The 14497-nt window shown below is 67.6% G+C and carries 13 protein-coding genes; all 13 read right to left on the bottom strand.

The annotated features are described in order from the left end of the window. Positions 1–29: 29 nt before the first annotated feature. On the bottom strand, positions 30–2072 hold the full coding sequence (locus ACTFO6_RS02420) for a M3 family metallopeptidase (RefSeq protein ID WP_439932856.1): 2043 nt from the start codon (positions 2070–2072) through the stop codon (positions 30–32). Positions 2073–2270: 198 nt separating this feature from the next. After that, complete coding sequence (locus tag ACTFO6_RS02415; protein WP_439932855.1) at positions 2271–2474, bottom strand: hypothetical protein; 204 nt, start codon at positions 2472–2474, stop codon at positions 2271–2273. A 302-nt stretch (positions 2475–2776) separates the two neighbouring features. Next, positions 2777–4051: a dihydroorotase gene (locus ACTFO6_RS02410; RefSeq protein ID WP_439932854.1), complete on the bottom strand. Its 1275-nt coding sequence runs from the start codon at positions 4049–4051 to the stop codon at positions 2777–2779. Between the two features lie 86 nt (positions 4052–4137). Beyond that, on the bottom strand, positions 4138–5088 hold the full coding sequence (locus ACTFO6_RS02405) for an aspartate carbamoyltransferase catalytic subunit (RefSeq protein WP_439932853.1): 951 nt from the start codon (positions 5086–5088) through the stop codon (positions 4138–4140). Positions 5089–5169: 81 nt separating this feature from the next. Continuing rightward, positions 5170–5676 carry a bifunctional pyr operon transcriptional regulator/uracil phosphoribosyltransferase PyrR gene (gene pyrR, locus ACTFO6_RS02400; RefSeq protein WP_439932852.1) on the bottom strand — a complete coding sequence of 169 codons (507 nt, stop codon included), beginning with the start codon at positions 5674–5676 and terminating at the stop codon, positions 5170–5172. A gap of 38 nt (positions 5677–5714) precedes the next feature. Beyond that, a complete protein-coding gene (gene ruvX / locus ACTFO6_RS02395; RefSeq protein ID WP_439932851.1) occupies positions 5715–6155 on the bottom strand; it encodes a Holliday junction resolvase RuvX in 441 nt (146 codons plus the stop codon). Between the two features lie 4 nt (positions 6156–6159). Next, entirely contained in the window at positions 6160–6720 is a 561-nt protein-coding gene (locus ACTFO6_RS02390; RefSeq protein WP_439932850.1) for a YqgE/AlgH family protein, read from the bottom strand. 80 nt (positions 6721–6800) lie between these two features. Beyond that, complete coding sequence (locus ACTFO6_RS02385) at positions 6801–8513, bottom strand: PHA/PHB synthase family protein (protein WP_439932849.1); 1713 nt, start codon at positions 8511–8513, stop codon at positions 6801–6803. A gap of 90 nt (positions 8514–8603) precedes the next feature. Further along, on the bottom strand, positions 8604–10061 hold the full coding sequence (locus ACTFO6_RS02380; protein WP_439932848.1) for a TrkH family potassium uptake protein: 1458 nt from the start codon (positions 10059–10061) through the stop codon (positions 8604–8606). A gap of 20 nt (positions 10062–10081) precedes the next feature. After that, positions 10082–11539: a TrkH family potassium uptake protein gene (locus ACTFO6_RS02375; RefSeq protein ID WP_439932847.1), complete on the bottom strand. Its 1458-nt coding sequence runs from the start codon at positions 11537–11539 to the stop codon at positions 10082–10084. Between the two features lie 21 nt (positions 11540–11560). Then, positions 11561–12988 (bottom strand): Trk system potassium transporter TrkA, encoded by a 1428-nt coding sequence (gene trkA / locus ACTFO6_RS02370; protein WP_439932846.1) that lies wholly within the window; start codon positions 12986–12988, stop codon positions 11561–11563. A 91-nt stretch (positions 12989–13079) separates the two neighbouring features. Continuing rightward, positions 13080–13862: an inositol monophosphatase family protein gene (locus ACTFO6_RS02365; protein WP_439933088.1), complete on the bottom strand. Its 783-nt coding sequence runs from the start codon at positions 13860–13862 to the stop codon at positions 13080–13082. 20 nt (positions 13863–13882) lie between these two features. Next, positions 13883–14440 carry a thioredoxin family protein gene (locus ACTFO6_RS02360; RefSeq protein WP_439932845.1) on the bottom strand — a complete coding sequence of 186 codons (558 nt, stop codon included), beginning with the start codon at positions 14438–14440 and terminating at the stop codon, positions 13883–13885. Positions 14441–14497: the final 57 nt, after the last annotated feature.

Here is a 14497-nt window from a genome sequence, read left to right as displayed (position 1 = left end):
TGCCTCCCTTCGTACCGCCCGGCGCAGCCTCAGGCGGTCTCGGCGATCATACCACTGTGGCGCAGCAGCGCTTCGATGCGGGGCTCCCGGCCGCGGAACGCGACGAAGGATTCCAGCGCCGGGCGGCTTCCCCCCACGGCCAGGATCTCATCCCGGAAGCGGCGGCCGATTTCCTGGGAGAGCACCCCGTGCTCCTCGAACAGGCTGTAGGCGTCGGCGGACAGCACCTCGGCCCACTTGTAGCTGTAGTAGCCCGCCGCGTAGCCCCCGGCGAAGATATGGGAAAAGCCGTGGGGGAAGCGGTTGTACGCCGGAGGGAACACCACCGCCACGCGCGCGCGCACCTCGTCCAGAAGCTCCATGAAGTCCCCCCGCTCCGGGTCGAAGCCGTGGTGCAAGCGCATGTCGAACAGGGCGAACTCCAGTTGCCGCACGGTCTGCATGCCCGCCTGGAAATTGCGCGCCGCGCGCATCTTGTCGAAGAGCGACCGGGGCAGGGGCTCCCCCGTGTCCACGTGGCCGCTCATGGGGGCGACCACCTCCCACTCCCAGCAGAAGTTTTCCATGAACTGGGATGGCAGCTCCACCGCGTCCCACTCCACCCCGTTGATTCCGGCTACCGCCAGCTCGTCTACCCGGGTGAGGAGGTGGTGCAGCCCGTGGCCGAACTCGTGGAACAGGGTGATGACTTCGTCATGGGTGAGAAGAGCGGGGCGGCCGCCCTGGGGCGCGGAAAAGTTGCAGGTGAGGTAGGCCGCGGGCGCCTGCAAGCCGGAGGGCAGGCGCCGGCGGGTGATGGCGTCGTCCATCCAGGCGCCGCCCCGTTTCGAGGGCCGGGCGTACAGGTCGGCGTAGAACTGGCCCACGAGCTCCCCGGACTCGGAGAGGATGCGGAAGAACTTGACGTCGGGATGCCACACCGGGGCTTGTGCCCTCTCGATGCGCACGCCGAAGAGGGTTTCCACCAGGCGGAACAGGCCGGGCAGCACCCGGGTCTCGGGGAAATACTGCTTCACTTCCTGCTCCGAGAAGGCGTAGCGGGCAAGCCGCAGTTTCTCGCTGGCGTAGGCGAGATCCCACGCCTCCAGGCGCGGGAGCTTCAACTCCCGGGCGGCGAATTCTTGCAGCTCGGCAAGATCCCTTTCGGCGTAGGGTTTGGCCTTGGCCGCTAGCTCATGGAGGAAGTCGAGCACTTCCCCGGGCGAACGGGCCATCTTGGTCTGGAGCGACAGCTCCGCGTAGCTGGCGAAACCCAGAAGCCGCGCTTCCTCGGCGCGCAGCTTGAGGATCTCCCGGATGAGCGGCGTGTTGTCCAGCGCCTCCGGCCCCAGGTCGCTCGCCCGGGTGACGTAGGCCCGGTACATGGCTTCTCGCAAGGGGCGATGGTCCGCGTATTGCATGACCGGCAGGTAGGAGGGCATGTGCAGGGTGAACTTCCAGCCGGGCTTGCCCTCCTGCCGGGCGGCCTCCTGGGCCGCTTCCAGCGCGTCGGTCGGGATGCCCGCCACCTCCTCCTCCGAGGCGTAATAGGCGAAGGCGTTGGTGGCATCCAACAGGTTGTCCGAAAACCGGGATTGGAGCTGGGCGAGCCGCTCCTGGATTTCCAGGAAGCGGGCGCGGCTCGCCTCCGGCAGCTCGGCGCCCCCCAAGCGGAAGTCCCTGATCTCGTTCTCGATCACCCGCCGCTGGGACCGGGTCAGGCGCTGGAAGGCGGGGGAAGCCTGGATCGCCTTGTATTTCTCGAACAGGACCCGGTTCTGGCCGAGCTCCGCGTAGTACTGGGTGATCCTGGGGAGGTTCGCGTTATAGGCCTCCCGCAGCGCCGGCGTGTTCATCACGGCGTTGAGGTGGGCCACCGGCCCCCAGGCCCGGGAGACCCGCTCGTTGGCGTCCTCCAGGGGCTGCACCACGGTTTCCCAGGTGGGGGGCTCCGCCGATTGTTCCACGCGCCCGATGACGGCACGGCCTTGGGCCAGCACCTGCGCAACGGCGGGGGCCACGTGTTCCGGCCGGATCTCGGGAAAGCGGGGCAGGCCTGAAAAATCGAGGAGCGGATTCGTTTCGGTGGGCATGGGCGGGTTCAGGATTTCTCGGAACAGGCGTATTGTAGCCGAGGCCGCCCGGGCGTCCGGTCCCGCGCCTCGGCCCGCGGGCGGGATAAAAAAGGCGTGGCCGAAAAGACCACGCCCAACTCAGGGAGGACAACGAGAGGAGGAAGGAAGGAGAAAAGCCGCGGTTGCGTTGTCCTCCGACGGCGACGGGTTAATGGGTTATTTCTTTTCCTTGCACCGCGGGTCCTCGGGATTCTTCTTGCAATCGGGCGGGGTTTCCTGGCCCGCGCCCTGGTTTTCAATGGAGACGGTGCCCTTGCCCTGGGCCGTGGGGCCGGCATAAGCCGCGCCCATGCCGGCGATGGCGAGGGCGAGCAGCACGGGGGGCAGGGTTCGCTTCAGGGACGCTTCTTTCGATGGCATGGATACCTCCTGAACGTTCGCGTTGGATTGGGGGAGGAAAGGTGAACCGCTCCGGTTCACGCCCAGCCTTGAGCGACATCCGTGCCAGGACGATTATTTTTTATTGAAATGAATGAGTTAAAGTCGAGCGAGGCGCCGGACGGGCGGGCCGCCCGAGGATCAGGGCGCTCGCGTGTCGCCGGCATGCAACAGGGATCGGCGGCCCGGGAAGGAGGGATTGATTTAGCGGGCGTTTTCTTGTTGCCGAATAGCGCCACTTTTCGAGCCCGCGGCCGATGGCTCACCAACCATTGGCCGGTCGTTCAAGCCGCGTAGACCACGTTTCCGGCCACCAGGGTGTAGCGGGTGCGGCCGGAAAGCTCCAGCCCCAGGAACGGGGTGTTCCTGCCCTGGCTGTGGAGAGCCCCGGGTTCCACCACCCAGGACGCCTTGGGATCGAAGATGCACACGTCGGCGACAGCGCCGGGACGCAGGGTCCCCGCGTCGATGCCCAGGATCCGCGCCGGGTCCCGGGTGAGGCGGGCAAGCGCCCGCATCAGGGGCACCCGCGCCTCCTCGGCCCATTTGAGGGTGAGGGGCAGGAGCAGCTCCAGCCCCGTCGCCCCTGGGGCCGCTTCGGCGAAGGGAAACTGCTTCGCGTCGTCGTCCACCGGCGTATGGTCGGAGCAGACCGCGTCCACCACCCCGCTCGCCAGCGCCTCCCGCAGGGCGTCCCGGTCCCGCAGGCTGCGCAGGGGCGGGTTCAGCCGGCAGTTGGAGTCGAAAAAGCCCAGGTCGATCTCGCACAGGTGCAGGTGATGGATGGAGACGTCGCAAGTGACGGGAAGTCCCTCGGCGCGGGCCGCGGCGATGCGCCGCAGGGTCTCGGCGTGGGAGACCCGGCACAGGTGCACCCGGGCGCCGGTTTCGCGCGCGAGGAGCAGGATGCGCTCCAGGTCGATCACCTCGGCGCAGGCGGGCACGGGGGGCAGCCCCAGCCGGGTCGCCACTTCCCCGTCGTGGGCCACGCCCGCCCGGGCGAGGAACGGATCCTGGGGCTGTAGCCAGACGCTGAAGCCGAAGGTGGCCGCGTACTGCATCGCCCGCATGAGCACCAGGGTGTCGACGATGGGCACGTCCGCCTGGGAAAAGGCGACGCATCCCGCCTCGGCGAGCTGGGACATCTCGGTGAGCCGCTCGCCCGCGAGCCCCACTGTGAGGGCGCCGATGGGATAGACGTGGGCCTGGTTGAGCAGCCGGGCCCGGTGCTTGAGCATCTCCACCAGCCCCGGCTCGTCCAGGGGCGGATCGGTGTCGGGGGGGCAGGCCAGGCTGGTGACGCCGCCGGCGATGGCCGCCTGCATCTCCGACTCCAGGGTCGCCTTGTATTCGTACCCCGGCTCCCGCAACCGGGCCGAGAGGTCCACCAGCCCCGGACACACGATGAGACCCGCGGCGTCGATCACCCGGTTCGCATGGAAGCCTTCCGGGACCTCCCCCACGGCGGCCACCCGGCCCGCGGCGACGTAGAGGTCGGCGATCCGGTCGACGCCGCTCGCCGGGTCGATCAGGCGGCCGCCTTTGACGTGAATCTTCATGACCCGTCAGCCCCAGGAGCGCGGAAAAATTTCTTCAAGAATCTTCTTTTCCTCTGGAGGCTCCGTGCCCCTGCGGTCCATCCGTCCTAGTTCCCCGCCAGGATGCTCATGACCGCCATGCGCACCGCGATGCCGAAGGTGACCTGAGGCAAGATGACCGACTGGGGGCCGTCGGCCACGCTGGAGTCGATTTCCACGCCCCGGTTGAGGGGCCCCGGGTGCATCACGATGGCGTCGGGTTTCGCCAGCTTGAGCTTATCGTGGGTGAGGCCCCAGTGCTTGAAATACTCCTGGGGGCTCGGCAGGAACGAGCCGTGCATGCGCTCGTTCTGGAGCCGGAGCATCATCACCACGTCCACGTCCCGCAGCCCTTCGCGCATGTCGTGGTACACCCGCACCCCCATGCGCTCCACCAGGGTCGGAATGAGGGTGCGGGGGCCCACCACCCGCACTTCCGCCACCCCCAGGGTGGTGAGGGCGTGGATCTGGGAGCGGGCCACCCGGGAGTGGAGCACGTCCCCCACGATCGCCACCCGCAGGGCGCGGAAGTCCTTCTTGTAGTGGCGGATGGTGTACATGTCCAGGAGCGCCTGGGTGGGGTGGGCGTGGCGCCCGTCGCCGGCGTTGATCACGTGGATGCCGGGTTTCACGTGCCGGGCGATCAGGTGGGCGGCGCCGCTCTGGGCGTGGCGCACGACGAACATGTCCGCCTGCATGGCCGAGAGGTTGTCCACCGTGTCCAGCAACGTCTCCCCCTTGGTCTGGGAGGAGACGGCGATGTGCAGGTTGACCACGTCCGCCGACAGCCGCTTGGCGGCGATCTCGAAGGTGGTGCGGGTGCGGGTAGAAGGCTCGAAGAACAGGTTGAAGATGGCCTTGCCCCGCAGCAGGGGCACCTTCTTCACTTCCCGCTCGGTCACGCCGACGAAGGAGTCGGCGGTGTCCAGGATGTGGGTGAGAATGGAAGCGGGCAGCCCTTCGATGGTGAGCAGGTGCTGGAGCGCACCCTCGTGGTTGAGCTGGGGGTTGGGCTGCATGGGCGCGGGCGGCGGTTGCGAGATTTTAGGGCAACCCCGCCCATTGACCAAGGGGCGCTTGAAGGGGCCGCCCGTACTCCTTTACTGCCTGGGCTCGATAGCGAGGCGCAGCTCGCCGTTCTCGGTGCGGATCAAGGCGATCAGCTCGTCCTGGGCGGGGGCGACCTGGGCGCCGACGAACTGAGGGCAGATGGGCAGCTCCCGCCCGCCCCGGTCGAGGAGGGCGGCGAGGCGAATGCGGGCCGGCCGGCCGTAGTCGAACAGCTCGTTCATGGCGGCGCGGATGGTGCGCCCCGTGTATAGCACGTCGTCCACCAGGATGAGGTCCCGCCCTTCCACCTCGAAGGGAATGGAGGAGCGCTTCACTTCCCGGTGCAGTCCCCGCTGCTCGTAGTCGTCCCGGTAGAAGGACACGTCCAGGGTGCCCAGGGGGAAACGGATGCCGAGGGCCGCGTGCAGCCGCTCGGCCACCCACACGCCGCCGGTGTGGATGCCCACCAGGGCGGTGTTCTCGCTCACCTCGGCGCGCATGGCCGCTTCGAGCCGCGCCAGAAGCTCGCCGACTTCGGGAAGCTGGGTGATCCCCATGGGGCCCTGTCTCGCTCGCCGGGAAAGGGCCGATTCTATCAAGGTTTTTTGGCGAGATGCGGCTCGGCGAAGTAGCTTTCCAGGATGGTCTGAGCCGCGGCGGCGTCCAGCAGAGCCCGCCGCTTTCCGGGGGAGGCGCCCGCCCGGATCAGGGCCTCTTCGGCCGACCAGGAGGTGAGCCGCTCGTCCACCACCACCACCGGGAGCCGGAAGCGCCCGGCGAGCCGCCGGGCGAAGCGCCGGCAGCGCTCTCCCATGGGGTGGGCGGTGCCGTCCTCCCGCACGGGGGCTCCCACCACCAGCAGCACCGGGCACCATTCCCGCACCAGGGCGGCGATGGCCTGAAAGCGGCGGGCGCTGCCCTCCCCATGGATGACGGTGAGGGGATGGGCGAGCTTGAGGGCCGCGTCGCCCACGGCCACGCCGACGCGCTTCGCGCCGAAATCGAAGGCCAGAACGGTGCCCCGCTCCGGATGCATCGCCTTAGGCGTGCCCGGCGTCGTCGGAGAGCCTGGCGAAATCGATGCCCAGCAGCTCCATGGCTGCCGGCAGGCGTTCTTCGGGGGGTAGGTCGAAAATGACGCTGGGTTGGGCCCGCACCGTGAGCCAGGCGTTCTGGGAAATCTCCTGCTCCAGTTGCCCGGGCGCCCAGCCGGCGTAGCCTAGGGTCACCAGGAGGCTGCGGGGCCCTTCGCCCCGTCCCACCGCCTGGAGGATGTCCTTGGACGTGGTGAGCCCGATGTCGTCCTGCACCGGCATGGTGGACTGCCACTCGCCCACCGGACGATGGAGGACGAAACCCCGGTCCATCTGCACCGGCCCGCCGAAGTGCACCGGGACTGCGCGCAGATCCTCCCGGGCGAGAGGCACGCTGATCTGCTCGAACAACGCTTCCAGGGTCATATCGATGGGGCGGTTGACCACCAGCCCCAGGGCCCCCTGCTCGTTGTGCTCGCAGATGTAGGTCAGGGTCCGCGAAAAAAACGGATCCGCCATGTTGGGCATGGCGATCAGGAAGTGGTGAGTGAGATTGATGGACCCCATGCGATTATTGTAGTCCCCTGGCCGGAACGCCACAATTTGCGCTGCTGCCCGCGCCCTGGGGGGCGGACTTGCGTGAGCCGCTAGGGTTCCAGCACGTAGTCGCCCGGGGCCTCGGCGAGCTGGGGGTATTCTGCCGTGGCGAGGGGAGGCGGCGCCTTGAGGGGGCCGCATTCCTCGGCGAGCCAGGGAATCCAATCCTGCCACCAGGTGCCGGGCAGACGCTTCTGGCGCTGGCGCCACTCTTCGGCCCGCGCTTCCCCGGCGGCCTCCCCGGTCCAGTAATGGCGCTTCGACGGCTCCACGGGAGGATTGACGATGCCGAGGATGTGTCCCGAGCTGGAAAGGGTGAAGCGCACCGGCCCGGAAACCAGGCGGCAGACCTCGAAGGCCGCCTTCCAGGGCACGATGTGATCCTCTTCGCAACCTACGCAGTAGAGGGGTTGCCGGATGCGTCCCAGATCGATGGGCAGCCCCGCCAGCTCGAGGGCGTCCTTCTGGGCCAGCTTGTTGGCCAGGTAGAACTCTCGCAGGTAGAAGCTGTGCATGGCGCGGGGCAGCCGGGTGGTGTCGGTGTTCCAATACAATACGTCCAGGGGGCGGGGCTTTTCGCCGTAGAGATAGCCGTGCACCACGTAGCGCCAGACGAGGCTGTTGGGCCGCAGCATGCGGAACGACCAGGCCATCTGCCGGCCCCCCAGGCCTCCCTGGTGCGCCATCAGGCGCTCCAGGAACTCGACGCTCTCCTCGTCGATGAAGACCTCGATGGCGCCGGGCCGGGAGAAGTCCACCAGGGAGGCGAACAGGGTCCAGTGGGCGATCGGGTGCTCGCCGGGATTGTCTTCGTGGCGACGATGGAGCCAGGCCATGAGGGCGGCGAGGGCCGTGCCCCCCAGGCAATAGCCCACGGCGTGGACCCGGGGGGCGCCGGAAATGCTTCGAGCCACATCGATCGCCTTCAGCACCCCATCGATCATGTAATCGTCGAACGTGCTGTCCGCCAGCTCCGGGCCCGGGTTCTTCCAGCTCGTCGCGTACACGTCGAAGCCCTGGTCCACCAGGTGGCGGATCAGGCTGTTCTCCGGTCTTAAGTCCAGGACGTAGTACTTGTTGATCCACGGCGCCACGATGAGCACCGGGATTTCCCGCACCCGCTCGGTGGTGGCCCGGTAGTGCAGCACCTCCACCAGGGCGTTGCGGAACACCACCGCCCCGGGGGTGGTGGCCAGGTTGACCCCCACACGGAAGGCGCTCGGGTCCACCATCTGCACGTCGCCCGCCCGCAGGTCGTCCAAGAAATTGCGCCAGCCCTGGACGAGGCTCATGCCTCCGCTCTCGGCGGCCTTGCGCAAGGCCACCGGGTTGGTGGGAAGGAAGTTGGTGGGGGCGATGGCGTTCAGCCACTGGCGGGCCCAGAACGCCGCCCGGCGCCGTTGCCGCGCCGGCACGCCGGGGGTGCGATAGATGGCGTCCTCCAGCCAGTGGGTGAAGTGGAGGTAGTTGTCGCGAATAAGGGCGAACGCCGGCACCGCGGACCAGAGCGGGTCGGCGAAGCGCTCGTCTTCGGCCACTGCCTCGTGGGTGCCGCCCCCCCCGGTCCAGGCAGCGAGGTTGAGCACTTGGATGTTGACCTCGGCGAAGCCCCGGGCAGCTTCCACAAGCGCCTCGGCGAGCTCCGCAGGATGGGCCAGCCAGGCCTGCCGAACTTCTTCTAGAGATTCGACGACCCCGAACGGATCGAAGAGGCGCCGCCAATCGGCGCCGTCCGCGGCGTCCTGGCGCAAAGCCCGATTCACGGGCGCGGCCCTTTCTTATCGAGCGCAGAAAACACGTTCCGGATTGTGCGGTGCATACAAGGCAATGGTAGCGGGATCGGGGCGGGTCCGCTACTTGTGCCAGAAAGCGGGGTTCAAGAGGATGAACAGGGTGAACAGCTCCAGCCGGCCCAGCACCGTGGCGAAGGAGCACACCCAGGTCTGGAAGTCGGTAAGGGAAGCATAGTTGGTGGCGGGCCCCACCTGGTTCAGTCCCGGGCCGGTGTTGGTGATGCAGGCGATGACCGCGGTGAAGGCGCTCACGATCTCCAGCCCGGAGGCGGAGAGAAGCAGGGTCATGACCACTACCGAGGCCATCCACAGGAAGCTGAAGGACAGCACGGCGTAGATCACGGTGTTGGGCACCACGTTGCCCCCCAGCTTCACCGGCACGACGGCCTGGGGATGAATGATGCGGGTCATCTCGCGGAACACCTGTTTGTACAGCAACAGCGCTCGTGCCATCTTGATCCCGCTGCCGGTGGAGCCGGAGCAGGAGACGAAGCTTGCCAGGAACAGCATCCACAAGGACGCGAAGATCGGCCACTGGTTGTAGTCGGTGTTGGCATAACCGGTGGTGGTGGCGATGGACACGGTGTTGAAGGCGGCATAGCGCAGCGCGGCGGCGAAGTCGGCGTAGGTTCCGGCGAGCCACAGGTACAGGGCGATCCCGACGCAACTTGCCGCCAGCACCAGGAAATACCAGCCCAGCTCCGGGTCGTGCCGGTAGGGCGCGAAGCTCAAGCGGCGGAACGCCAGGAAGTGACTGCCGAAGTTCAGGCCGGCGAGCAGCATGAACAGGATCGTGACCGCCTCGATCGCCGGCGAGGCGAAAAAGCCATAGCTCGCGTCGTGGGTCGAATAGCCGCCCAGGCTCAAGGTGGTGAAGGCGTGTATGACGGCATCCAGCCACCCCATGCCCGCGAGCCGGTAGGCGCCGATGCACGCCAGGGTGAGAATGAAGTACACCAGCCACAGGCCGCGGGCGGTCTCGGTGATCCGCGGCGTGAGCTTGGTGTCCTTCATCGGGCCCGGCGTCTCGGCCTTGAAGATCTGGCTGCCGCCGACGCCGAGCAGGGGTAGGATCGCCACCGCCAGCACCAGAATGCCCATGCCCCCGAGCCACTGCAGCTCCCCGCGCCAGAGGTTGATGGAGGGCGGGAAACCGTCCAATCCCTCGAAGATGGTGGCACCGGTGGTGGTGAGGCCGGACACCGCCTCGAAGTAGGCGTCGGTGAAGGAAAGCTGCGGGAAATGGAGCATGAAGGGAACGGCCGCGACGGCGGGCAGCGCGAGCCACGCCAGGGCCACCAGCAGGAAGCCGTCCCGCACTTGGAGTTCGCGCGTGTACCGGTGGGTGGCGAGCCAAAGCAGTCCGCCGGCCACCAGGCAGATGGACAGTCCCTTGATGTAGGCGTAAAGGCCGTCGTCGTCGTAAATCAAGGAAACCAATACCGGAAACAGCATGGTGAGGCCGAAGATGACGATCACCAGGCTGAGCAGACGGGAGACCACCAGCAGTCGGTTCATCGGGGAGACCTCCGCGCGACCTAACGCTGCCAGAACACCGGCGTGAGCAGGAGGAACAGGGCGAAGAGCTCCAGCCTGCCGAGCAGCATGGCGATGCTGCCCAGCCAGATCTGGAAGTCGTTGAGCACGGAAAAGTTGGACGCCGGCCCCACCGCGCCCAGGCCGGGGCCGACGTTGCACAGCGTCGCCACCACCGCCGAGATGGCGGTCACCTCGTCCAGGCCGCTGGCCATCATAAGCAGGGTCATGGTGGTGAGGGTGGCAATGAAGATGAAAAAGAATCCCAGCACCGCGAAGATGATGTGGTTGGGAACCACCGTCTGGCCGATCTTCGCCGGCGAGACGGCGTTCGGGTGCACCAGGCGCACGAACTCCCGGTAGACCTGGGCGTAGAGCAGCCGGGCGCGGATGATCTTGATGCCGCCCCCGGTGGAGCCGGAGCAGGTGGCGAAGCTCGCCAGGAACAGCATGAAAAAGCCGGCGAAGGCCGGCCACTGGCCGAAATCGGCGGTGGCGTAGCCGGTGGTGGTGGCCACCGACACCGTATTGAAGGCGGCGTAGCGCAGCGCCGTCGGGAAATCGCCGTAGGTGCCCGAGAGCCACAGGTGCAGGGCCACCACTAGCACCCCCGCCGCCATCAGGGCGAGGAACCAGCGGGCCTCGGGGTCGCCCACGTAGGGCCAGAGGCTGCGTCGGCGCAGGGCCAGGAAGTGGGAGCCGAAGTTGATGCCGGCGATCAGCATGAAGGCGATGGCGATCGCCTCCAACAGGGGAGAGTCGAAGTGGCCGAAGCTCGAGTCGTGGTTGGAAAAGCCCGCGAGCCCCATGGTGGTGAAGCTGTGCATGAGGGCGTCCAGGAACGGCATCCCTCCCGCCCAGTAGGCGCCCAGGCAGGCGAGCGTCAGCAGGAAGTAGACCAGCCACAGGCCCTTGGCCGTCTCGGCGATGCGGGGCGTGAGCTTGGTCTCCTTCATGGGGCCTGGGATCTCGGCCTTGAGCAGTTGCCGCCCGCCCACGCCCAGCATGGGCAGGATCGCCACCGCCAGCACGATCACGCCGATGCCCCCCAGCCACTGCATCTGGCCGCGCCAGATGTTGATGGAAATGGGAAGCCCGTCCAGCCCCGACATGACGGTGGCGCCGGTGGCGGTGAGCCCCGAGACTGCTTCGAAATAGGCCCGGGTGAAGCCCATCGAGGGGTCATGAAAGATGAGGGGCAGTGCCCCAAACACCGGCAGCAACGACCAAACCATGGCCACCAGCAGGAAGCCATCCCGGCCCTCCACCTCGCCCCGGGCGCGGCGGGTGGCGAGCCACAGGACGCCGCCCGTGGAGAGCGTCGCGAGCACCGCTTGGTCGTAGATGTAGAGTGCGCCGTCGCGGGTGAGGAAGGAGATGAGGAGCGGCAGCAGCATGGTGACGGCGAACAGCATCGCCACCAGGCTGAAGGCGTGGAGGACCCGCAGCAGGCGCTTCATGTCGGACCCGGGACGAGGAGGCTAGAAAAAGCCCAGCCCCACTTGGAACAGCTTCTCGATCTTAGGGATCATGCGCTTGTTGGGCACGAACAGGATCACGTGGTCGTCCGGGTGGATTACCGTGTCGTGGTGGGCGATCAGCACTTGCTCGTTGCGCTCCTCGGCGGTGGTGTCGTCCAGGCGCTCCACCACGGGCCGCTCCAGCTTGCGCACGATAGCGCCGATGGTGGCACCCCGGGGGAGCCGAATGTCGCCCACCGCCCGGCCCACCACCTTGGAGGTGGACGCGTCGCCGTGGGCGATCAGCTCCAGTGCTTCCGCCGCTCCGCGGCGCAGGCTGTGCACCACCGCCACGTCGCCCCGGCGCACGTGGGCCAGCAGCGATCCGATGGTCACCTGGGAGGGGGACAGGGCGATGTCGATCTCGCCCCCGTGCACCAGGTCCACGTAGGCCGGGCGGTTGATCAGGCAAATGGCCTTGCGCGCGCCCATGCGCTTGGCCAGGAGCGAAGCCATGATGTTGTTCTCGTCGTCGTTGGTCAGGGCGCAGAACAGGTCCATCTCTCCCGCCGCCTCCGCTTCCAGCAGCTCCTCGTCGGTGGCGTCGCCGTTCAACACCAGCGTTCCGTGCAGCTCGGCGGCCAGCAGCTCGCAGCGCTTCTTGTTGTGCTCGATCAGCTTCACCTGGTGGCTTTTTTCCAGGGCCCGGGCGACCCGGGTGCCGATGTTGCCGCCGCCGGCGATCATCACCCGGCGCACTGGCCGGTCGAGCTGGCGCAGCTCCCGCATGACGGTGCGGATGTTCTCCTTGGCCGCGATCAGAAACACTTCGTCCCCGGGCTCGATGACTGTGTCGCCCTCGGGCACGATGGGTCGGTTCTGCCGGTAGATGGCCACCACACGGGTGTCCGCGTGGGGGACGTGCTTCCTCAGATCGTGCAGCGCGTGGCCCACCAGGGGGCCGCCGCGGAAGGCTTTGAGCGCCACCAGTTTTACCCTGCCGTCGGCGAAGTTCACCACCTGCAGCGCCTCCGGGATCTCGACGAGCTGCAGGATGTGGTCGGTCACGATCTGCTCCGGGCAAATGGGGCTATCGATGCCGAAGTGCTCGGGTCCGAAGATCTCGGGCTTGGCCAGGTACTCGGTGGAGCGGATGCGGGCGATGCGGGTGGGCACGTTGAAGAAGCTGGCGGCGATCTTGCACGCTACCATGTTGACCTCGTCGCTCTGGGTCACGGCGAGCAGCATGTCGGCGTCCTCGGCGCCGGCGGACTCCAGCACGGAAGGGTAGGCGGCGTTGCCGGTCACGGTGCGCAGGTCCAGCCGGTCCTGGAGCTCCTTGAGCCGCTCCGGCGCCGTGTCCACGATGGTGATGTCGTTGCGCTCCCCCACCAGGTTTTCGGCCACGGAGGCGCCGACCCGCCCGGCGCCGAGGATGATGATCTTCATGCCGGCGAGCGGAGCAGGGGAAGCGGCGGATCGCGCAGGAGGCGGAAAGCGCGCCCCAGGCCCGGGAGGAAAGAGGCGAGGGGCATGGGCGTCACAGCCTTTGCCGCAGCCAAGTCTTCCATTCCCGGAAGACCCGCTGGTCCAGGGCGGCGACCACTGATCGGCGCCACAGGTCGTCGGCCCAGAAGTCGTCGTGGGTGAGGGTGCCCATGGCCCCGCCCGCCTCCGCCAGGATGAGGCAGCCGGCGGCGTAGTCCCACAGCTTCTGCCCGCCGTGCAGGTAGACGTCGAAGCGGCCCGCGGCGGTGTAGCACCACTCCAGGGTGCTCGCCCCGTAGTTGCGCTGGGACATATAGGGGGGCGAGGCCGCCAGCTCGCAGGCGAGGCGGGGGCTCAGGCGCTTCAGGTCCACGCTGGCGAGGGCGCTTGCCAAGCTGGGGGAGGGCTCCCGGATGGGCAGGGGCTCCCCGTTCAGGAACGCGCCCCGGCCGGCCTCGGCGTAGAACGCCTCCTCGGCCACCGGGTCGTAGACCACCCCCAGCACCGGCCGCCCGCGCTTGAGCAGCGCCACCGACACGGCGAAGTAGGGCAGCCCCTTCACGAAGTTGGACGTGCCGTCGATGGGATCCACGCACCACAGTCCTTCGGCGCCCAGCAGGTACTGCTCGCTCTGCTGGGCCGCCGTCATCTCTTCCCCCACTAGGGGCGCCGGGTGGAGCCGGGTGAGGCGCCCGGAGAGGGCCTCCTGGGCAGCGAGATCCGCCTCGGTGAACAGGCTGCCGTCGTTCTTGCGCTGGTGGGCGACCTTGAGGTAGCGGGGAAGGATCTCTTTGCGTGCGACTTCGCGCACCGCTTCGATGACTGCCTCGAGCAGGGAGCTTTGCGGCGCGGGCTTCAGCGTTGTTTCCACTTGATCGAGCAGCCGATGCTGGGGATCTGCTCCCGCGGCCCTCGGCCGGTCTTGGCGATCTGCACCATGGCCTCGAACAGCTCCCGGCGGGCGCCCTCGGGCGCCGCTTCCTTGCGCGAAGCGTCCAGCCGACCCCGGTACTGCAGCTCCAGATCGGCGTTGAAGCCGAAGAAGTCCGGAGTGCATACCGCCCCGTAGGCCCGGGCTACCTCCTGGGTCTCGTCCAGCACGTAGGGAAACGGGAAGTCGAACTCCTTCGCCACCCTCACCATGTTTTCGAACGAGTCCTCGGGATACTCGCTCGGATCGTTGGACATGATGGCGATCGCGCCGATGCCGTACTGCTTGAGCTCGCGGCAGTCACGCACGATGCGCGGCCGCACGGCCTTCACGTAGGGGCAATGGTTGCAGATGAACATGACCAGTAGCCCGTTGGGCCCGCGCACGGAGGAGAGGTTGTAGCGCTTGCCGTCCACGCCGGGCAGGTCGAAGTCCACCGCCTTCCAGCCGAAGTTGCATACCGGGGTTTCGGTCGCCGCCATGCTCGCCTTCGATTCGTCAAGGATGTTTTCGCTTTCGAGTCGCCGGGCGCGGCCCGG

Source organism: Pelomicrobium sp. G1 (genome assembly GCF_051905455.1).
Classification (GTDB): Bacteria; Pseudomonadota; Gammaproteobacteria; order Burkholderiales; family UBA6910; genus Pelomicrobium.
Note: the sequence above shows the minus strand (reverse complement) of the source record. Positions and strands in the feature narration are given on the sequence as shown.